Below are 19740 nucleotides of genomic sequence, written 5' to 3' on the forward strand. Positions count from 1 at the left end.
GCGGGGCCGAGCCTCCCGCCCCGCACCCGGGCCGGCCGAACCGCCCGACGCTCACGCGTCGTACAGGTCGGCCTTCCGCGGCGACGGGTCCTGGACGTTCCCGCTGAGGAACGCCGAGCGGGCACCGAACTTCTCCGTGTCCACCCCGTTGTCCGCCAGGACCTTGATCGCTGCCGAGTGCACCACACGCAGCACGGGTGTGGCCGCGCGCAGCGCGTCGTCGGCCATGAAGCGGTGCCGCCACGGCTGGTCGGCCCAGGCGTGCCGCAGGCCGAACGGCTCGGGCAGGCCGAGCGAGCCGCCCAGCCAGTTCAGCGCCGGCGGGTACCAGGTCAGCGGGGCGCGCACGGCCAGCCGCACCACCTCGTCGGTGGGGACCAGCGGAAGCTTGACCGAACGGGTCTCCCACGGTTTGAGGGACTTGGCGACCTGCTTGGTCGGCGCCTGCGGCTTGCTGGTGAACAGCGGGTTCACCGGTCCCAGCGCATGCCCGGTCACCTCGATGCGCAGCGTCTCGTGCAGCACGGTGACCGTGATCAGCATGGTGAGGACCAGCTGTCCGTCCCAGAGGGTCCACTGCACGCCCAGGTAGTGCCGGTCGCCGCTGCCGAACTGCTGCTTGTTGCAGATGTCCTGTATGGCGTGCGGCTTGACCTGGAAGGCCTCCACGTCGGTGCCCTCGGGCCGGGAGACCGACGTGGCCTTCTCGCCGATCGGGGTGACGATCCAGTGGCGTATCGACGGCTTGGGGAAGCCGCCGGTGTTCAGCGGACCGCGCGCCAGGAGGGTCAGCTGGTCATGGATCGCGCGGACGACGTCCCAGCTGCGGAAGGGGTGGATCTCCCGGCTGGGGTCGGCGGGCTTGAGGTCCTCGGCGAGCTGCCAGGCGCCCCACCGGGTGCCCATGCCGAGTATGCCCTTGGGGCCGGCGTAGAAGACGGAGTTGGACTGCTGCTCGGCGCTCAGCCGGGCCAGTGACTGGCGCAGCGCCTCGGCGGCGGTCTCGCCGGGAGCGCGCGGCACGGCTTCGGGCACCTTGGCGCCGACGCTCGTCCCGGAGAGCAGGCCGTCCCAGCGGGCCCGCAGGTCCCTGGCGGTGCGCTCGCAGACCTGCTTGGCCCAGAACCAGCCGAGCACGGGGACGACGACCGCCGCGCGGGCGTACCACGCCCAGAAGCCGCTGAACGGCATCTTGACCAGGAACAGCGCGGCGAGCAGGCCGAAGCCCAGGAGGAGCGCGGTGCCCAGCGCTCCGGCCCGCCTGTCGTCGCGTTTGGCGATGAAGGTGCGCAGCTGGAAGACGAGCAGCCAGCCGAGCATCCCGGGCAGGAAGATCAGCCCGCAGACGACGGTGATGGCGGTCAGGCGGTTGTCCCGCTCGCGGCGGATGTTGTTGGCGGCCAGGGCGTGTTCCACCACGAACTGCGGTTCTGAGCCGAAGGACTGGATGAGGGGGTTGCGGCCGGGCGCCAGCAGCCGGTCGACCAGGGCCCGGGAGAACGCCTCGCCGAGATTGGGCCGGAACAGTTTCATCCGGCCGGCCTTCACGGTCGACTGGTGCCATTCGTTGTCGGCCTTGGTGATCTCCTCGAGCGGGCTGTCCCGGTACGCGGCGGAGGCCAGCGCGGAGGTCGCCGCCTGCCCCTCGTCTCCCGCGACGGGTACCTGGGGCCCGTCCCACTCCGTTCCAAACGACATTCCCGCCCCCATCACCGCCGGTGCCGTTCCTGCGGCCTTCCCGACTTCCCTGCCCCGCACACCTGTTGAACCGGTCGCCCTGCCGATACCGGACGAGAGCCGGACGGTCGCGGCACGACGTGATCAGGTGATCAGCGTATCCGCAGGCACCGACAGTCCGCGGGCGGACGGCCGAAGCCGTCCGCCCGCACACCGGGCCGAGCCGGTGTCCTACCCGTCGTCGCCCTGTTCGCGGATGCGTTCGGCGATCTGCGCCGGCATCGGCTCGTGCCGGGCGTAGCTCCGGTCGAAGCGGGCCGTGCCGTGGGAGAGCGAGCGCAGGTCGACGGCGTACCGGCCGATCTCGAACTCGGGCACGTCGGCGCGGATCAGCGTCCGCCCGGAGCCGACCTGTTCGGTGCCGAGCAGCCGGCCGCGGCGGCCGGACAGATCGCTCATCACGGCGCCCACGTAGTCGTCGCCGACGAGCACGGTCACCTCGGCGACCGGCTCCAGCAGATGGATCCGCGCGTCCGCGGCGGCCTCCCGCAGGGCGAGCGCGCCCGCCGTCTGGAAGGCGGCGTCGGAGGAGTCCACCGAGTGCGACTTGCCGTCCAGCAGCGTGACCCGCACGTCCACCAGGGGATAGCCGGCGGCGACCCCCTTGGCGGCCTGCGCCCGTACGCCCTTCTCGACGGACGGGATGAACTGGCGGGGCACCGCGCCGCCGACCACCTTGTCCACGAACTCGATGCCCGAGCCGCCCGGCAGCGGCTCCACCTCGATCTCGCAGATGGCGTACTGGCCGTGGCCGCCGGACTGCTTGACGTGCCGGCCGCGCCCGCTCGCCTTGTGCGCGAACGTCTCCCGGAGGGAGACCTTGTGCGGGACGACGTCGACCTGGACGCCGTAGCGGCTGCGCAGCCGCTCCAGGGCCACGTCGGCGTGTGCCTCGCCCAGGCACCACAGCACCACCTGGTGGGTGTCCTGGTTCTGCTCCAGGCGCATCGTCGGGTCCTCGGCGACCAGCCGGGCCAGCCCCTGGGAGAGCTTGTCCTCGTCGGCCTTGCTGTGCGCGTGGATGGCGAGCGGCAGCAGCGGGTCGGGCATCTGCCAGGGCTCCATCAGCAGCGGATCGTCCTTGGCGGAGAGGGTGTCGCCGGTCTCGGCCCGGTTCAGCTTGGCCACGCACACCAGGTCGCCCGCGACGGCGTGCGGCACCGGGCGCTGCTGTTTGCCGAAGGGCATGGACAGGGCGCCGACCTTCTCGTCGACGTCGTGGTCCTCGTGCCCGCGGTCGGTGAGGCCGTGCCCGGAGACGTGCACCGTCTGGTCCGGGCGCAGGGCGCCGGAGAAGACGCGGACCAGCGAGATCCGGCCGACGTAGGGGTCGGAGGAGGTCTTGACGACCTCGGCGACCAGCGGTCCCTCGGTGTCGCACGGCTTCAGCTCGCGCCGCTTGCCGTCGATCGTGGTGACCCCGGGCAGCGGATGCTCGAACGGGGTCGGGAAGCCGCCGCTGACCAGTTCCAGCAGCTCGACGGTGCCGAGGCCCTGCCGGGCGCCGTCGGCGGCGGGGGCGGCGGCCAGCACCGGGAAGAAGGCGCCGCGCGCCACGGCCCGCTCCAGGTCCTCGACGAGCGTCTCGATGTCGATCTGCTCGCCGCCCAGATAGCGGTCCATCAGGGTCTCGTCCTCGCTCTCCGCGATGATCCCCTCGATGAGCCGGTTGCGGGCCTCCTCGATGCCCGGCAGCTGGTCCGCGCCGGGCTCGGACTCCTTGCGCTCCCCGGCCGAGTAGTCGAACAGCTTCTGCGACAGCAGGCCGATCAGCCCGGTCACGGGCGCGTGCCCGTCGGCGCCCTCGGAACCGCGCAGCGGCAGGTACAGGGGCAGCACGGCGTCGGGGTCGTCGCCGCCGAAGGCTTCCGCGCAGGTCCGGGTCATCTCCTCGAAGTCGGCGCGCGCGGCCTCCAGGTGGGTGATCACGATCGCGCGGGGCATGCCGACGGCCGCGCACTCCTCCCACACCATCCGCGTGGAGCCGTCCACGCCGTCCGCGGCCGAGACGACGAAGAGGGCGGCGTCCGCCGCCCGCAGACCGGCCCTCAGCTCACCGACGAAGTCGGCGTACCCCGGGGTGTCCAGGAGGTTGATCTTGATGCCGTCCCATTCGACCGGCGCAAGGGAGAGCTGCACGGAGCGCTGCTGCCGGTGCTCGATCTCGTCGTAGTCCGAGACGGTGCCGCCGTCCTCCACGCGGCCCGCCCGGTTCACCGCCCCCGCGGTCAGCGCCAGGGCCTCCACGAGAGTCGTCTTTCCCGAACCGGAGTGGCCGACCAGCACCACGTTCCGTACGGACGCGGGTCGGTCGGCCGCCAGAGCCCTGCCGGCGGCCCCGGGGTGGTGTGACTGTGCCTTGTCGCCCATGATCCTGCCTCCCGTGCACGGTGAGGTCACTGTGGGCGCGGACGCGCGGGACCCGCGTGCTGCGGCGGCTCCGGCGACGCCCGCGGTTATTCGAGCTTTCCACTCCCGTCACGTCGCGTCCATACGAAGGACCACGAACGGGACGGACGGGGCACCGATCGCGTCACGCGGCCCCCGCGCGCCGCGGCAGGCACCGCTTCCCGGCGCGGCTGCGGGTGCCCGCCCGCCACGGCCACGCGCGCGTGGCTACGATGGGCCAGCCGGCGGCCATCAGGGCCGCGGCGTCACCGACCGTCGGGAAGGCCATGCTGAACAAGTACGCGCGTGCATTTTTCACGCGTGTCCTCACACCGTTCGCCGCGTTTCTCATCCGCAGGGGAGTGAGCCCCGACACGGTCACACTCCTCGGCACGGCCGGTGTGGTCGCGGGTGCGCTGGTCTTCTACCCCCGGGGAGAGTTCTTCTGGGGCACGATCGTGATCACCCTGTTCGTCTTCTCCGACCTGGTCGACGGCAACATGGCCCGCCAGCTGGGCCGCTCCAGCCGCTGGGGCGCCTTCCTCGACTCCACGCTCGACCGCGTGGCCGACGGCGCGATCTTCGGCGGCTTCGCGCTCTGGTACGCGGGCAACGGCGACAACGACGTCCTGTGCGCCGTCTCGATCTTCTGCCTGGCCAGCGGCCAGGTGGTGTCGTACACCAAGGCGCGCGGCGAGTCGATCGGGCTGCCGGTCGCCGTCAACGGGCTCGTCGAGCGGGCCGAGCGGCTGGTGATCTCGCTGGTCGCGGCCGGTCTCGCGGGCCTGCACGCGTTCGGTGTGCCGGGCGTCCAGTGGCTGCTGCCGATCGCGCTGTGGATCGTCGCGGCGGGCAGCCTCGTCACGCTGATCCAGCGCGTCGTCACCGTCCGCCGCGAGTCCGCCGAGGCCGAGGCGGCCGCCCGCGAGAACGCGGCCCAGGGGAGCGAGGCGGGACAGTGAGCGCGGCGGAACGCCTGACCGACGGGCTGTACGGCCTCGGCTGGAGCACGGTCAAGAAGCTTCCCGAGCCGGTCGCCGCGCGCCTCGGCCGGACCGTCGCCGACCTCGCCTGGAAGCAGCGCGGCAAGGGCGTGCTGCGCCTGGAGTCGAACTACGCGCGCGTGGTGCCCGGCGCCTCGCCGGAGCGGCTCGCCGAGCTGTCCCGCGCGGGCATGCGCTCGTACCTGCGCTACTGGATGGAGTCCTTCCGGCTGCCGGCCTGGAGCGCCGAGCGCGTGAAGACCGGCTTCGACCCGAAGGACATACACCGCCTGACCGACGGGCTCGCCGCCGGCAAGGGCGTCATCCTCGCCCTGCCGCACCTGGCCAACTGGGACCTGGCGGGCGCCTGGGTCACCACCGCGCTCGGGACGCCGTTCACGACGGTCGCCGAGCGGCTCAGGCCCGAGACGCTCTACGACCGCTTCGTCGCCTACCGCGAGGGCCTGGGCATGGAGGTGCTGCCGCACAGCGGCGGCTCCGCCTTCGGCACCCTGGCCCGCAGGCTGCGCGACGGCGGCCTGATCTGCCTGGTCGCCGACCGTGACCTGTCCGCCTCCGGCGTCGAGGTCGACTTCTTCGGCGACAAGGCCCGCATGCCGGCCGGACCGGCCCTGCTCGCCCAGCAGACCGGCGCGCTGCTGCTGCCCGTCACCCTCTGGTACGACGACTCGGCCGTCATGAAGGGGCAGGTCCACGCCCCGATCGAGGTACCCGGGTCAGGCACCCGGGCCGAGAAGACGTCTGTCATGACACAGGCGCTGGCCGATGCCTTCGCCACCGGGATCGCCGAGCATCCGGAGGACTGGCACATGCTTCAGCGGCTGTGGCTCGCCGACCTCGACCCCGCGAAGGGACCCTCGTGAGAATCGGGATCGTCTGCCCGTACTCCTGGGACGTGCCCGGTGGCGTCCAGTTCCACATCCGCGACCTCGCCGAGTACTTCATCCGGCTCGGCCACGAGGTCTCCGTCCTCGCCCCGGCCGACGACGACACCCCGCTGCCGCCCTACGTCGTCTCGGCGGGCCGCGCGGTCCCGGTGCCGTACAACGGCTCGGTGGCCCGGCTGAACTTCGGCTTCCTCTCGGCCGCGCGGGTGCGCCGCTGGCTGCACGAGGGCGCCTTCGACGTGGTGCACATCCACGAGCCGACCTCGCCCTCGCTCGGTCTGCTGACCTGCTGGGCGGCGCAGGGGCCGATCGTCGCCACCTTCCACACGTCCAACCCGCGCTCGCGCGCGATGATCGCCGCGTACTCGATCCTGCAGGCCGCGCTGGAGAAGATCAGCGCGCGGATCGCGGTCAGCGAGTACGCCCGCCGCACCCTGGTCGAGCACCTCGGCGGGGATGCGGTGGTCATCCCCAACGGCGTCGACGTGGACTTCTTCGCGAAGGCCGAGCCCAAGCCGGAGTGGCAGGGCGACACCATCGGCTTCATCGGCCGCATCGACGAGCCCCGCAAGGGCCTGCCGGTGCTGATGAGGGCCCTGCCGAGGATCCTGGCCGCACGGCCGCAGACGCGGCTGCTGGTCGCGGGCCGCGGGGACGAGGAGGCGGCCGTCGAGGACCTGCCCGCCCAGCTGCGCTCGCGCGTGGAGTTCCTCGGCATGATCAGCGACGAGGACAAGGCACGCCTCCTGCGCAGCGTCGACCTGTACGTCGCGCCCAACACCGGCGGCGAGAGCTTCGGCATCATCCTGGTCGAGGCGATGTCCGCGGGTGCCCCCGTGCTCGCCTCCGACCTGGACGCCTTCGTGCAGGTCCTCGACCAGGGCGAGGCCGGCGCGGTCTTCGCCAACGAGAACGCCGACGCGCTGGCCGAGGCGGCCGTGCGACTGCTGGCGGACCCGGCACGCCTGACCGGGCTGCGCGAACGCGGCAGCGCCCATGTGCGGCGGTTCGACTGGTCCACGGTCGGCGCGGACATCCTGTCCGTCTACGAGACCGTGACGGCCGGCGCGGCGGCGGTCGGCGCTGACGAGCGGACGACGGGGCTGCGGGCACGGTTCGGGCTGGCCCGGGACTGACCCGGCCTGCGGCCGGTGCCGGGCCGGTGGGCGGGGCCGGGCTCCGCCCGGGTGCGGACGGCTGCGAGGCGCGCGCCGGCGTCCCGATAGCCTTCGGCCGTGACCGCAACCCTCATCTGGATCCTTGTCGCACTCCTCGCCGTCGGCGTCTACCTCAGCTGGACGGCCGGCCGGCTCGACCGGCTGCACGTGCGGATGGACGCCGCCCGGGCCGCGCTCGACGCCCAGCTGCTGCGGCGGGCCTCCGTGGCGCAGGAGCTGGCGACCTCCGGCGTGCTGGACCCGGCCGCCTCGATCGTGCTGTACGAGGCGGCGCACGCGGCCCGGCAGGCCGAGGAGGAGCAGCGGGAGGTCGCCGAGAGCGAGCTGAGCCAGGCGCTGCGGGCGGTCTTCGAGGACCCGGCGCAGGTGGAGGCCGTGCGCGAGGCCCCGGGCGGCGAGGAGGCGGCCCGGGAGCTGGCCGAGGCCGTCCGCCGGGTGCCGATGGCCCGCCGCTTCCTCAACGACGCCGTGGGCGCGGCCCGCAGGCTCCGTGAGCACCGCAAGGTCCGCTGGTTCCGGCTGGCCGGCCACGCCCCCTTCCCGCTGGCCTTCGAGATGGACGACGAGCCGCCCGCGGCCCTGGTCGAGCGGGTCTCCTGAACGACAGGTGGACCAAAAGGATCCACCGGCTTGCCATTGGCCCTTGCTGTGGCCTGCTCCACTCACGTTTCCTCATCGGAGCAGAAACCCTCTTTCCCTTCAGTGAGGTCACCCGTGTCCACCACCGAGAACCAGGCTCCCGAGACCGGCACCGCCCGTGTGAAGCGCGGCATGGCCGAGCAGCTCAAGGGCGGCGTGATCATGGACGTCGTCACGCCGGAGCAGGCGAAGATCGCAGAGGACGCGGGCGCCGTGGCCGTCATGGCCCTCGAGCGGGTCCCGGCCGACATCCGCAAGGACGGCGGCGTGGCCCGGATGTCCGACCCGGACATGATCGAGGGCATCATCGAGGCCGTCTCGATCCCGGTGATGGCCAAGTCCCGCATCGGCCACTTCGTCGAGGCCCAGGTGCTGCAGTCCCTCGGTGTCGACTACATCGACGAGTCCGAGGTGCTCACCCCGGCCGACGAGGTCAACCACTCGGACAAGTGGTCGTTCACCACCCCCTTCGTGTGTGGTGCGACCAACCTGGGCGAGGCCCTGCGCCGTATCGCCGAGGGCGCCGCGATGATCCGCTCCAAGGGCGAGGCCGGCACCGGCAACGTCGTCGAGGCCGTGCGTCACCTGCGCCAGATCAAGAACGAGATCGCCCGCCTGCGCGGCTTCGACAACCACGAGCTGTACGCCGCCGCCAAGGAGCTGCGCGCCCCGTACGAGCTGGTCAAGGAGGTCGCCGAGCTGGGCAAGCTCCCGGTCGTGCTGTTCTCCGCCGGTGGTGTCGCCACCCCGGCCGACGCCGCCCTGATGCGTCAGCTCGGCGCCGAGGGCGTCTTCGTCGGCTCCGGCATCTTCAAGTCCGGCGACCCGGCCAAGCGCGCCGCCGCCATCGTGAAGGCCACCACCTTCTACGACGACCCGAAGATCATCGCGGACGCGTCCCGCAACCTCGGCGAGGCCATGGTCGGCATCAACTGCGACACCCTCCCCGAGACCGAGCGCTACGCCAACCGCGGCTGGTAAGCACAGGCCACAGGTACATCACCCCATGAACACTCCTGTCATAGGCGTCCTGGCCCTCCAGGGCGACGTACGGGAACACCTCATCGCCCTGGCCGCGGCGGACGCCGTGGCCAGGCCGGTGCGGCGCCCCGAGGAACTCGCCGAGGTCGACGGCCTCGTGCTGCCCGGCGGCGAGTCGACCACCATCTCCAAGCTGGCCGTTCTCTTCGGCGTGATGGAGCCCCTCCGCGCGCGCGTGCGGGACGGCATGCCCGTCTACGGCACCTGCGCGGGCATGATCCTGCTCGCCGACAAGATCCTCGACCCGCGCTCGGGCCAGGAGACGATCGGCGGTATCGACATGATCGTGCGCCGCAACGCCTTCGGCCGGCAGAACGAGTCCTTCGAGGCCGCGGTCGACGTGAAGGGCATCGCGGGCGATCCTGTGGAGGGCGTCTTCATCCGCGCCCCCTGGGTGGAGTCCGTGGGCGCCCGGGCCGAGGTGCTCGCCGAGCACGAGGGCCACATCGTCGCCGTGCGCCAGGGCAACGTGCTCGCCACGTCGTTCCACCCGGAACTGACCGGCGACCACCGCGTGCACTCCCTGTTCGTCGACATGGTGCGTGCCGACCGGACACCGGAGTCCTTGTAGGATCTCTGGCGTTCGTACAGAGATGGGTTACGCGAAGGAGACAGGCAGATGTCCGGCCACTCTAAATGGGCCACGACGAAGCACAAGAAGGCCGTGATCGATGCCAAGCGCGGCAAGCTCTTCGCGAAGCTGATCAAGAATATCGAGGTCGCGGCACGCATGGGCGGCGTCGATCTCGAGGGCAACCCGACGCTCTACGACGCCGTCCAGAAGGCCAAGAAGCAGTCGGTCCCCAACAAGAACATCGACTCCGCGATCAAGCGCGGCGGTGGTCTTGAGGCCGGTGGCGCCGACTACGAGACGATCATGTACGAGGGCTACGGCCCGAACGGTGTCGCCGTGCTCATCGAGTGCCTCACCGACAACCGCAACCGCGCCGCCTCGGACGTGCGCGTCGCCATGACCCGCAACGGCGGCAACATGGCCGACCCCGGCTCGGTGTCGTACCTGTTCCACCGCAAGGGCGTCGTCATCGTCCCCAAGGGCGAGCTCACCGAGGACGACGTCCTGGGTGCCGTCCTGGACGCGGGTGCCGAGGAGGTCAACGACCTCGGTGAGTCCTTCGAGGTGCTCAGCGAGGCCACCGACATGGTCGCCGTCCGCACCGCCCTCCAGGACGCCGGCATCGACTACGACTCGGCCGAGGCCAACTTCGTCCCGACCATGCAGGTCGAGCTGGACGAGGAGGGCGCCAAGAAGATCTTCAAGCTGATCGACGCTCTCGAGGACAGCGACGACGTGCAGAACGTCTTCGCCAACTTCGACGTGAGCGACGAGATCATGGAGAAGGTCGACGCGTAGCGCTGCCGCGGGCTTCGCTGGTTCTCACGGGCCGACGGGACAACCCGTCGGCCCGTCGCCTTGCCGGGCGCTGCTGCGAGGCGTTGTCAGCGGCACCCGATAGCCTGCACAAACAGGCGAGCGAGGTAAGGGGGCGCGGGTGCGCGTACTGGGGGTGGACCCCGGGCTGACCAGGTGCGGGATCGGCATCGTCGAAGGGGTCGCGGGCCGCCCGCTCACCATGCTCGGCGTCGGGGTCGTCCGCACCCCGGCGGACGCCGACCTCAGCCACCGGCTGCTCGCCGTCGAACAGGGCATCGACCAGTGGCTCGACGAGCACCGGCCGGAGTTCGTCGCCGTGGAGCGCGTCTTCAGCCAGCACAACGTGCGTACGGTCATGGGCACCGCCCAGGCCAGCGCCGTGGCGATGCTCTGCGCCGCCCGGCGCGGCATCCCGGTCGCCCTGCACACCCCCAGCGAGGTCAAGGCCGCCGTCACCGGCAGCGGCCGCGCCGACAAGGCGCAGGTCGGGGCCATGGTGACCAGACTGCTCCGGCTGGCTGCGCCACCGAAGCCGGCCGACGCCGCCGACGCCCTCGCGCTCGCCATCTGCCACATCTGGCGGGCCCCCGCCCAGAACCGGCTCCAGCAGGCCGTCGCCCGGCACGCAGCCCACCCAACGAAAGGCCGTACGGCATGATCGCCTTCGTCAGCGGCACCGTCGCCGCACTCGCCCCCGACGCGGCGGTCGTCGAGGTCGGCGGTGTCGGCATGGCCGTCCAGTGCACGCCGAACACCCTGTCGACGCTGCGGAAGGGCCAGCCCGCCAAGCTGCACACCTCCCTCGTCGTGCGCGAGGACTCGCTCACCCTGTACGGCTTCGCCGACGACGACGAACGCCAGGTCTTCGAGCTGCTCCAGACCGCGAGCGGCGTCGGCCCGCGGCTGGCGCAGGCGATGCTCGCCGTGCACACCCCGGACGCGCTGCGCCGCGCGGTCGCCACCGCTGACGAGAAGGCCCTCACCGCCGTCCCCGGCATCGGCAAGAAGGGCGCCCAGAAGCTGCTGCTGGAGCTGAAGGACCGGCTCGGCGAGCCCGTCGGCGCCCCGGCCGTCGGCACACCCGTCAGCCAGGGCTGGCGCGACCAGTTGCACGCGGCCCTGATCGGCCTGGGCTACGCCACCCGCGAGGCCGACGAGGCCGTGGCCGCCGTTGCCCCGCAGGCCGAGGCCGAGGGCGGCGCCCCCCAGGTGGGCCGGCTGCTGAAGGCCGCCCTGCAGACCCTGAACCGAGCCCGCTGACCTGCTCCACCCCGCTAGGAGAACCTCGTGAACTGGGACGACTCGACCGACGCCGCCGCCGCCGAGCGGCTAGTCGGTGCGTCCGCCGACCGGGAGGACCAGGCCGTCGAGGCCGCCCTGCGCCCCAAGGACCTCGGCGAATTCATCGGCCAGGAGAAGGTCCGCGAACAGCTGGACCTCGTCCTGCGCGCCGCACGCGCGCGGGGTGCCACCGCCGACCACGTGCTGCTCTCCGGCGCCCCCGGCCTCGGCAAGACCACCCTGTCGATGATCATCGCGGCCGAGATGGGCGCCCCCATCCGCATCACCTCCGGCCCCGCCATCCAGCACGCCGGCGACCTCGCCGCGATCCTCTCCTCCCTCCAGGAGGGCGAGGTGCTCTTCCTCGACGAGATCCACCGCATGTCCCGGCCCGCCGAGGAGATGCTGTACATGGCCATGGAGGACTACCGCGTCGACGTCATCGTCGGCAAGGGCCCCGGCGCCACCGCGATCCCGCTGGAGCTGCCGCCGTTCACCCTGGTCGGCGCCACCACGCGGGCCGGCCTGCTGCCGCCGCCGCTGCGCGACCGCTTCGGCTTCACCGCCCACATGGAGTTCTACGAGCCGCACGAGCTGGAGCGCGTCGTCCACCGCTCGGCACACCTGCTCGACGTCGAGATCGACCCGGACGGCGCCGCCGAGATCGCCGGCCGCTCCCGGGGCACGCCCCGTATCGCCAACCGCCTGCTGCGCCGCGTCCGCGACTACGCGCAGGTCAAGGCGGACGGCCTGGTCACCCGTGAGATCGCCGGCGCCGCCCTCGCCGTGTACGAGGTCGACACGCGCGGTCTCGACCGGCTCGACCGGGCGGTCCTCCAGGCTCTGCTGAAGCTGTTCGGCGGCGGACCGGTCGGCCTGTCCACCCTCGCCGTCGCGGTGGGGGAGGAGCGGGAGACCGTGGAGGAGGTCGCCGAACCCTTCCTGGTCCGCGAGGGCCTGCTCGCCCGCACCCCGCGCGGCCGGGTCGCCACCCCCGCGGCCTGGGCGCATCTCGGCCTCACCGCGCCGGGCACGGCACCGGGAGCGGCAGGAAACGGACAACAGGACCTGTTCGGGACGTGACGGCGGCCCGCCGCCGGTCCGAGGCCGCTTCCGATGCCGATCCGTTGCCGATGTGATGGCTTTCGAGCGGCGAGGGCGATGGCCCGGCAGGAACCCAGGTGCCATGCTGAGCGTTGTTCCATGCAAGCGGACTCGCTTAGACTCCGCCGATGCCGCCCTTGCGGGCGGCGCCGACCACACCCCCATCCATCTGGCCGCTCACCCGCGCGGTCGCGCGAAGGAAATCCCGTCCCGTGAATGCCTATACCCTTCTCCCGTTCATCGTGCTCATCGCGGCCATGTTCCTGATGACGCGCTCGGCCAAGAAGAAGCAGCAGCAGGCCGCCCAGATGCGGAACGAGTTGCAGCCCGGCTCCGGCGTCCGCACGATCGGGGGCATGTACGCGACGGTCAAGGAGGCCAACGAGGACACCGTCCTCCTCGATGCCGGACCGGGCGTCGAGCTCCTCTTCGCGAAGAACGCCATCGGCGCCGTCCTCTCCGACGACGAGTACAACCGCATCGTCCACGGCGTCGAGCACGACCTGAAGTCCGACGACGGCCTCGTCCCGGACGACGCCTCCTCCCTCACCGAGACCGACGAGACCGACGGATCCGCTGCCGCCGCCTCCGACGACAAGATCGACCTCGGTAAGAAGGACGCGGTCGAGGACGGCACCGACGCGGCCGGCGCCGCCGAGGCCAAGACGGACGAGCCGAAGAAGACCGACGGCGACTCCGACGCGAAGTAGTCACGCCCCGGGAGGCGCGGCGGCGGCATGACGGCGCCTCGCGTGTCCCGGGCGCGTCTGTTTCCCGTACGCGAGCCCGACACCATGTCATGGCCGACCGCGCCGACCGGGCGCGGGGCGGCCCGAGAGGGAGTACGAGAAGGTGGCAGCACCTAAGAGGGGCCGAAGCGCGAGCGCCCAGAGCAAGCCGGGGCGCTCGCTGGCCCTCATCCTGATCGCCATCGTGGCGCTCGCCGGAGGGATGTTCGCCTCCGGGCACACCACTCCGCGCCTCGGTATCGACCTGGCCGGTGGTACGAGCATCACGCTCAAGGCGAAGGCCGACCAGGGGTCCGCGATCAACAAGGCCAACATGGACACCGCGGTCGAGATCATGAACCGCCGTGTCAACGGCCTGGGTGTCTCCGAGGCGGAGGTGCAGACCCAGGGGACCGACAACATCATCGTCAACATCCCCAAGGGCACCAACTCCAAGGAGGCCCAGCAGCAGGTCGGCACCACCGCCAAGCTGTACTTCCGCCCGGTCCTGGCCAGCGAGCCCAGCGGCCCCGCCGGCAAGAGCCCCTCGCCGAGCGCCTCCTCCAGCGGCGGCTCCTCGCCGAACCCGAGCGCGAACCCCTCGTCGAGCGGCTCCTCGAAGCCCAGGGCGTCCTCGGGCTCCACCTCCCCCTCCGCGGGCGCGACCTCGCAGGGCCGGGCCGTCACCGACGCGCTGAAGGCCGACGCGACCCCCTCGCCGGGCAGCTCCGCCTCCGGCGGCTCCAAGCCGTCGGGCAGCCCCTCGGCCTCCGCCACCGGCGGCGCCGACACCTCCAAGCTCCAGGCCCAGTACGCGGCCCTGGACTGCACCAAGCCCGCCGACCGCGCCAAGGCCGGCACGAAGGCCAAGCCCGGTGACACCACCGTGGCCTGCGGCAAGATCAACGGCACCTGGTACAAGTACGTGCTCGGCCCGGCCGCCGTGGACGGCACCGAGGTGAAGAAGGCGCAGGCCGTCTTCGACACCCAGGGCGCCGCCGGCTGGCAGGTCCAGATGACCTTCACGGGCGGCGGGGCCAAGAAGTTCGCCGACATCACCGGCGAGCTGGCCAAGAACCAGCAGCCGCAGAACGAGTTCGGCATCGTCCTGGACGGCGAGGTCGTCTCCAGCCCGTTCGTGCAGCAGGCCATCACCGGCGGCCAGGCGGAGATCTCCGGCAGCTTCAAGCAGGACGAGGCGCAGAGCCTCGCCAACGTGCTGTCGTACGGCGCCCTGCCGCTCTCCTTCCAGGAGCAGTCCGTCACCACCGTCACCGCCGCGCTCGGCGGTGAGCAGCTGCACGCCGGTCTGCTCGCCGGCGCCATCGGCCTCGCGCTGGTCGTGCTGTACCTGGTGGTCTACTACCGCGGCCTGTCGCTCGTCGCCATGGCCTCCCTGCTGATCTCCGCGATCCTCACCTACGTGATCATGGCGCTGCTCGGCCCGGCCATCGGCTTCGCGCTGAACCTGCCGGCCGTGTGCGGTGCCATCGTCGCCATCGGTATCACCGCGGACTCCTTCATCGTGTACTTCGAACGCATCAGGGACGAGATCCGCGAGGGCCGCACGCTGCGCCCCGCCGTGGAGCGGGCCTGGCCGCGTGCCCGGCGCACCATCCTGGTCTCCGACTTCGTGTCGTTCCTCGCCGCCGCGGTGCTGTTCGTCGTCACCGTCGGCAAGGTCCAGGGCTTCGCGTTCACGCTGGGTCTGACCACCCTGCTCGACGTGGTCGTGGTCTTCTTCTTCACCAAGCCGCTGATGACGCTCCTCGCGCGCCGCAAGTTCTTCGCCGACGGCCACAAGTGGTCCGGACTCGACCCGAAGGGCCTGGGTGCCAAGCCCCCGCTGCGCCGCACCCGCCGTCCCGCCGGTCCCATCTCCGGCCCCGTCGACCCGAAGGAGGCCTGAGCGATGTCGAAACTCGGCAACCTGGGCGCCCGGCTGCACCGCGGCGAGATCTCTTACGACTTCATCGGCAAGCGCAAGATCTGGTACGGCCTCTCGATACTGATCACCATCACGGCCATCGTCGGCCTGGCGGTGCGCGGCCTGAACATGGGCATCGAGTTCCAGGGCGGCGCGGTCTTCACGACGCCCACCAAGATGAGCACGTCGGTGGGGCAGGCGGAGCGGTACGCCGCGGAGGCCTCCGGCCACGAGGCGATCGTGCAGAAGCTGGGCAACGGCAGCCTGCGCATCCAGATCGCCGGCATCGAGACCGACCAGTCCGACAAGATCAAGCAGGAGCTGGCCAAGGACCTGAAGCTCGACCCCGAGAAGCTCGCCGCCGACCTGGTCGGCCCGAGCTGGGGCGAGCAGGTCGCCAACAAGGCCTGGGAGGGCCTGGCGATCTTCATGGTCCTCGTCGTGATCTACCTGGCGATCGCCTTCGAGTGGCGCATGGCCGTCGCCGCGCTGGTGGCGCTGATCCACGACATCACCATCACGACCGGTATCTACGCCCTGGTCGGCTTCGAGGTCACGCCCGGCACGGTCATCGGTCTGCTGACCATCCTCGGTTACTCGCTCTACGACACGGTCGTCGTTTTCGACAGCCTCAAGGAGCAGACGAAGGACATCACCAAGCAGACCCGCTTCACCTACAGCGACATCGCCAACCGGTCGATCAACGGCACGCTGGTCCGCTCGATCAACACCACGGTCGTCGCCCTGCTGCCGGTCGCCGGTCTGCTCTTCATCGGCGGCGGCTTCCTCGGGGCCGGCACGCTGAACGACATCTCGCTGTCGCTGTTCGTCGGCCTCGCGGCCGGTGCGTACTCCTCGATCTTCATCGCCACGCCGCTCGTCGCCGACCTCAAGGAGCGCGAGCCGGCGATGAAGGCCCTCACCAAGCGGGTCCTGGCCAAGCGCGCCCAGGCCGGCACGGACGGGGCCCTCGCGGACGCCGGCGCGGACGACGACACCGACGACGCGGCCCCCGCGGTCGTGGGCCCGCGCAACCAGCCCGCGTCCCGCACCAGGGGCCGCGGCCGGACCTCGGGGAAGCGCCGATGACCGGCCTCGCCGACGTCCCGGCGCTGCTGCTCAGCCGCATCCGCGACGTCTCCGACTACCCGGAGCCGGGCGTGATGTTCAAGGACATCACCCCGCTCCTGGCCGACCCGGCGGCCTTCACCGCGCTCACCGACGCGCTGGCCGAGATCGCCTCGGACACCGGCGCGACCAAGATCGTCGGTCTGGAGGCCCGGGGCTTCATCCTCGGCGCCCCGGTCGCCGTCCGCGCCGGCCTGGGCTTCATCCCGGTCCGCAAGGCGGGCAAGCTGCCCGGAGCCACCCTGCGCCAGGCGTACGACCTGGAGTACGGCTCGGCGGAGATCGAGGTGCACGCCGAGGACCTGGTCGCCGCCGACCGCGTCCTGATCGTGGACGACGTGCTGGCCACGGGCGGCACCGCCGAGGCCGCGATCCAGCTGATCCAGCGCGCGGGCGCCGAGGTCAGCGGAGTCGCGGTCCTGATGGAGCTGGGCTTCCTCGGCGGCCGGGCCCGCCTGGAGCCCGCCCTGGACGGGGCTCCGCTCCAGGCCCTGCTCCAGGTCTGACCGAGCACACGGCACCCAGCGGCCGCCCCGGGAACACCGGGGCGGCCGTTGCCGTACGGACATGCGGCGCACACCTGGAAATCCCCCCGGGGCCATGTTCCGGAATCCTGCCGAAGCCCCAGGTGTTGCAGGGACAGACGGTCCTCCCAGCCGCCTGAAGGCGATGACCTGGCCCAGGCTCGCTACCATGGGGTCTCCGGAGCCTGACCGGGGGACCCGGATCGCGCACGAGGAGTCCTCTTGCCAGACGAGGCCCAGCCACTGACCGCCGCCAAGCCCGAGCCCGCCTCGGCCGCCGCGGCGAAGCCCGCGCCGAGCGCTTCCCAGGTGAAGAACGACACCCGCGGGGCGATCGAGCACGCCCAGTCCGCGCCCGTCGAGAAGAGCGCCGAGTCCACGCGTCCCAAGCCGGCCCCGACCGAGCGGCCCGTGCAGCCGCCGGTGGTGCGCCAGCCGGCCACGCCGCCCACCCGCTCCGGCTCCTCCAACCGCGTCCGGGCCCGCCTCGCACGCCTCGGTGTCCAGCGCGCCAACCCGTACAACCCGGTCCTGGAGCCGCTGCTGCGGATAGTGCGCAGCAACGACCCCAAGATCGAGAACTCCACGCTCCGCCAGATCGAGCGCGCCTACCAGGTCGCCGAGCGCTGGCACCGCGGCCAGAAGCGCAAGAGCGGCGACCCGTACATCACGCACCCGCTCGCCGTCACCACCATCCTCGCCGAGCTGGGCATGGACCCGGCGACCCTGATGGCGGGCCTGCTGCACGACACCGTCGAGGACACCGAGTACGGCCTGGACGACCTGCGCCGCGACTTCGGAGACGTCGTCGCCCTGCTCGTCGACGGCGTGACCAAGCTGGACAAGGTCAAGTTCGGCGAGGCCGCGCAGGCCGAGACCGTCCGCAAGATGGTCGTCGCCATGGCGAAGGACCCGCGGGTCCTGGTCATCAAGCTCGCCGACCGCCTGCACAACATGCGCACCATGCGCTACCTCAAGCGCGAGAAGCAGGAGAAGAAGGCGCGCGAGACGCTGGAGATCTACGCGCCCCTCGCCCACCGCCTCGGCATGAACACCATCAAGTGGGAGCTGGAGGACCTCGCGTTCGCGATCCTCTACCCCAAGATGTACGACGAGATCGTACGGCTGGTGGCCGAGCGGGCACCCAAGCGTGACGAATACCTGGCCATAGTGACCGACGAGGTCCAGGCCGACCTGCGGGCCGCCCGCATCAAGGCGACCGTCACCGGCCGCCCGAAGCACTACTACAGCGTCTACCAGAAGATGATCGTCCGCGGCCGTGACTTCGCGGAGATCTACGACCTGGTGGGCATCCGCGTCCTCGTCGACACGGTCCGCGACTGCTACGCCGCCCTGGGCACGGTGCACGCGCGATGGAACCCGGTCCCCGGCCGGTTCAAGGACTACATCGCGATGCCCAAGTTCAACATGTACCAGTCGCTGCACACGACGGTCATCGGCCCCAACGGCAAGCCGGTCGAGCTGCAGATCCGCACCTTCGACATGCACCGCCGCGCCGAGTACGGCATCGCCGCGCACTGGAAGTACAAGCAGGAGGCCGTCGCCGGCGCCTCCAAGGTGCGCACCGACGTGCCGAAGGCGTCCGGCAAGGACAAGGACGCCATCAACGACATGGCGTGGCTGCGGCAGCTGCTGGACTGGCAGAAGGAGACCGAGGACCCCGGCGAGTTCCTGGAGTCCCTGCGCTTCGACCTGTCCCGCAACGAGGTCTTCGTCTTCACCCCGAAGGGCGACGTCATCGCGCTTCCGGCCGGCGCGACGCCGGTGGACTTCGCGTACGCCGTCCACACCGAGGTGGGCCACCGCACCATAGGAGCGCGGGTCAACGGCCGCCTCGTACCGCTGGAATCCACCCTGGACAACGGCGACCTGGTCGAGGTCTTCACCTCCAAGGCGGCCGGCGCCGGACCGTCCCGCGACTGGCTCGGCTTCGTCAAGTCGCCGCGGGCGCGCAACAAGATCCGCGCCTGGTTCTCCAAGGAGCGCCGCGACGAGGCGATCGAGCAGGGCAAGGACGCCATCGTGCGGGCCATGCGCAAGCAGAACCTGCCGATCCAGCGGATCCTCACCGGCGACTCGCTCGTCACACTCGCCCACGAGATGCGCTACTCGGACATCTCCGCGCTGTACGCGGCGATCGGCGAGGGCCATGTCTCCGCGCAGAACATCGTGCAGAAGCTCGTCCAGGCCCTCGGCGGCGAGGAGGCCGCGACCGAGGAGATCGACGAGGCGGTCCCGCCGTCCCGCACCCGCGGGCGCAAGCGCCGCTCCAGCACCGACCCGGGCGTGGTGGTCAAGGGCGTCGACGACGTGTGGGTCAAGCTGGCCCGCTGCTGTACGCCCGTGCCCGGCGACCCGATCATCGGCTTCGTCACGCGCGGCAGCGGCGTATCGGTTCACCGCAGCGACTGCGTCAACGTCGACTCGCTGTCCCGCGAGCCCGAGCGCATCCTCGACGTCGAGTGGGCGCCCACCCAGTCCTCGGTCTTCCTGGTCGCCATCCAGGTGGAGGCCCTGGACCGCTCCCGGCTGCTCTCGGACGTCACCCGGGTCCTGTCGGACCAGCACGTCAACATCCTCTCGGCGGCCGTCCAGACGTCCCGCGACCGGGTGGCCACCTCCCGGTTCACCTTCGAGATGGGCGACCCGAAGCACCTCGGCCATGTCCTGAAGGCCGTCCGGGGCGTGGAGGGCGTGTACGACGTCTACCGGGTGACCTCGGGCCGCACCCGCTCGTAGCGGCGGCGCCGCCTCGACAGG

17 protein-coding genes are annotated in these 19740 nt (G+C 71.4%); 15 read left to right on the forward strand and 2 right to left on the reverse strand.

Going from position 1 to position 19740, the window contains the following annotated elements; genetic code table 11:
• Positions 1-51: 51 nt before the first annotated feature.
• Together ACF073_RS19300 and ACF073_RS19305 are read right to left on the reverse strand one after the other, a co-directional pair.
• Positions 52-1698 carry a hypothetical protein gene (locus ACF073_RS19300; RefSeq protein WP_392071453.1) on the reverse strand — a complete coding sequence of 549 codons (1647 nt, stop codon included), beginning with the start codon at positions 1696-1698 and terminating at the stop codon, positions 52-54.
• A 210-nt stretch (positions 1699-1908) separates the two neighbouring features.
• The gene (locus ACF073_RS19305) at positions 1909-4107 is read right to left on the reverse strand and encodes an elongation factor G-like protein EF-G2 (RefSeq protein ID WP_392071455.1); all 2199 of its coding nucleotides are present in this window, start codon (positions 4105-4107) and stop codon (positions 1909-1911) included.
• A 251-nt stretch (positions 4108-4358) separates the two neighbouring features.
• On the opposite strand from ACF073_RS19305, the gene pgsA reads away from it, so the two are divergent.
• The 15 genes from pgsA (at position 4359) to relA (ending at position 19719) form a co-directional block, all read left to right on the forward strand.
• Positions 4359-5087 (forward strand): phosphatidylinositol phosphate synthase, encoded by a 729-nt coding sequence (gene pgsA, locus ACF073_RS19310; protein WP_392071751.1) that lies wholly within the window; start codon positions 4359-4361, stop codon positions 5085-5087.
• On the forward strand, positions 5084-5992 hold the full coding sequence (locus tag ACF073_RS19315; RefSeq protein WP_392071457.1) for a phosphatidylinositol mannoside acyltransferase: 909 nt from the start codon (positions 5084-5086) through the stop codon (positions 5990-5992). Before pgsA ends, ACF073_RS19315 begins: the two co-directional genes overlap by 4 nt.
• The gene (locus ACF073_RS19320; protein ID WP_392071459.1) at positions 5989-7152 is read left to right on the forward strand and encodes a glycosyltransferase family 4 protein; all 1164 of its coding nucleotides are present in this window, start codon (positions 5989-5991) and stop codon (positions 7150-7152) included. Before ACF073_RS19315 ends, ACF073_RS19320 begins: the two co-directional genes overlap by 4 nt.
• Before the next feature lie 99 nt (positions 7153-7251).
• The gene (locus ACF073_RS19325) at positions 7252-7794 is read left to right on the forward strand and encodes a hypothetical protein (protein ID WP_392071461.1); all 543 of its coding nucleotides are present in this window, start codon (positions 7252-7254) and stop codon (positions 7792-7794) included.
• Between the two features lie 114 nt (positions 7795-7908).
• Entirely contained in the window at positions 7909-8814 is a 906-nt protein-coding gene (gene pdxS, locus ACF073_RS19330; RefSeq protein ID WP_392071463.1) for a pyridoxal 5'-phosphate synthase lyase subunit PdxS, read from the forward strand.
• Between the two features lie 25 nt (positions 8815-8839).
• Positions 8840-9445, forward strand: coding sequence for a pyridoxal 5'-phosphate synthase glutaminase subunit PdxT (gene pdxT, locus ACF073_RS19335; RefSeq protein WP_392071465.1), 606 nt, complete (start codon positions 8840-8842; stop codon positions 9443-9445).
• Positions 9446-9493: 48 nt separating this feature from the next.
• Positions 9494-10246 carry a YebC/PmpR family DNA-binding transcriptional regulator gene (locus ACF073_RS19340; RefSeq protein ID WP_392071467.1) on the forward strand — a complete coding sequence of 251 codons (753 nt, stop codon included), beginning with the start codon at positions 9494-9496 and terminating at the stop codon, positions 10244-10246.
• A gap of 139 nt (positions 10247-10385) precedes the next feature.
• Positions 10386-10925: a crossover junction endodeoxyribonuclease RuvC gene (ruvC, locus tag ACF073_RS19345; protein WP_392071469.1), complete on the forward strand. Its 540-nt coding sequence runs from the start codon at positions 10386-10388 to the stop codon at positions 10923-10925.
• The gene (ruvA, locus tag ACF073_RS19350; protein WP_392071471.1) at positions 10922-11527 is read left to right on the forward strand and encodes a Holliday junction branch migration protein RuvA; all 606 of its coding nucleotides are present in this window, start codon (positions 10922-10924) and stop codon (positions 11525-11527) included. The genes ruvC and ruvA overlap by 4 nt, the downstream gene beginning before the upstream one ends.
• 27 nt (positions 11528-11554) lie before the next feature.
• Entirely contained in the window at positions 11555-12631 is a 1077-nt protein-coding gene (gene ruvB / locus ACF073_RS19355; RefSeq protein ID WP_392071473.1) for a Holliday junction branch migration DNA helicase RuvB, read from the forward strand.
• Between the two features lie 233 nt (positions 12632-12864).
• Positions 12865-13362, forward strand: a complete 498-nt coding sequence (gene yajC, locus ACF073_RS19360; RefSeq protein WP_392071475.1) for a preprotein translocase subunit YajC — start codon at positions 12865-12867, stop codon at positions 13360-13362.
• Between the two features lie 142 nt (positions 13363-13504).
• Positions 13505-15289, forward strand: a complete 1785-nt coding sequence (secD, locus tag ACF073_RS19365; RefSeq protein ID WP_392071477.1) for a protein translocase subunit SecD — start codon at positions 13505-13507, stop codon at positions 15287-15289.
• A 3-nt stretch (positions 15290-15292) separates the two neighbouring features.
• Positions 15293-16396 (forward strand): protein translocase subunit SecF, encoded by a 1104-nt coding sequence (secF, locus tag ACF073_RS19370; RefSeq protein WP_392071479.1) that lies wholly within the window; start codon positions 15293-15295, stop codon positions 16394-16396.
• Positions 16393-16941: an adenine phosphoribosyltransferase gene (locus tag ACF073_RS19375; protein ID WP_392071481.1), complete on the forward strand. Its 549-nt coding sequence runs from the start codon at positions 16393-16395 to the stop codon at positions 16939-16941. Before secF ends, ACF073_RS19375 begins: the two co-directional genes overlap by 4 nt.
• Positions 16942-17181: 240 nt before the next feature.
• The gene (relA, locus tag ACF073_RS19380; protein WP_392071483.1) at positions 17182-19719 is read left to right on the forward strand and encodes a GTP pyrophosphokinase; all 2538 of its coding nucleotides are present in this window, start codon (positions 17182-17184) and stop codon (positions 19717-19719) included.
• The last annotated feature ends 21 nt before the right edge of the window (positions 19720-19740 follow it).

This window comes from Streptomyces sp. NPDC015171 (assembly GCF_043079545.1).
Classification (GTDB): Bacteria; Actinomycetota; Actinomycetes; order Streptomycetales; family Streptomycetaceae; genus Streptomyces.

Bases quoted from the DNA above. Each gene is read 5' to 3' on its own strand.
- ACF073_RS19300 (WP_392071453.1), bottom strand. From the start codon at position 1,698: ATGTCGTTTGGAACGGAGTGGGACGGGCCCCAGGTACCCGTCGCGGGA.
- ACF073_RS19375 (WP_392071481.1), top strand. From the start codon at position 16,393: ATGACCGGCCTCGCCGACGTCCCGGCGCTGCTGCTCAGCCGCATCCGC.
- secF (WP_392071479.1), top strand. From the start codon at position 15,293: ATGTCGAAACTCGGCAACCTGGGCGCCCGGCTGCACCGCGGCGAGATC.
- ruvA (WP_392071471.1), top strand. From the start codon at position 10,922: ATGATCGCCTTCGTCAGCGGCACCGTCGCCGCACTCGCCCCCGACGCG.
- pdxT (WP_392071465.1), top strand. From the start codon at position 8,840: ATGAACACTCCTGTCATAGGCGTCCTGGCCCTCCAGGGCGACGTACGG.
- ACF073_RS19340 (WP_392071467.1), top strand. From the start codon at position 9,494: ATGTCCGGCCACTCTAAATGGGCCACGACGAAGCACAAGAAGGCCGTG.
- ACF073_RS19305 (WP_392071455.1), bottom strand. From the start codon at position 4,107: ATGGGCGACAAGGCACAGTCACACCACCCCGGGGCCGCCGGCAGGGCT.
- pgsA (WP_392071751.1), top strand. From the start codon at position 4,359: ATGGGCCAGCCGGCGGCCATCAGGGCCGCGGCGTCACCGACCGTCGGG.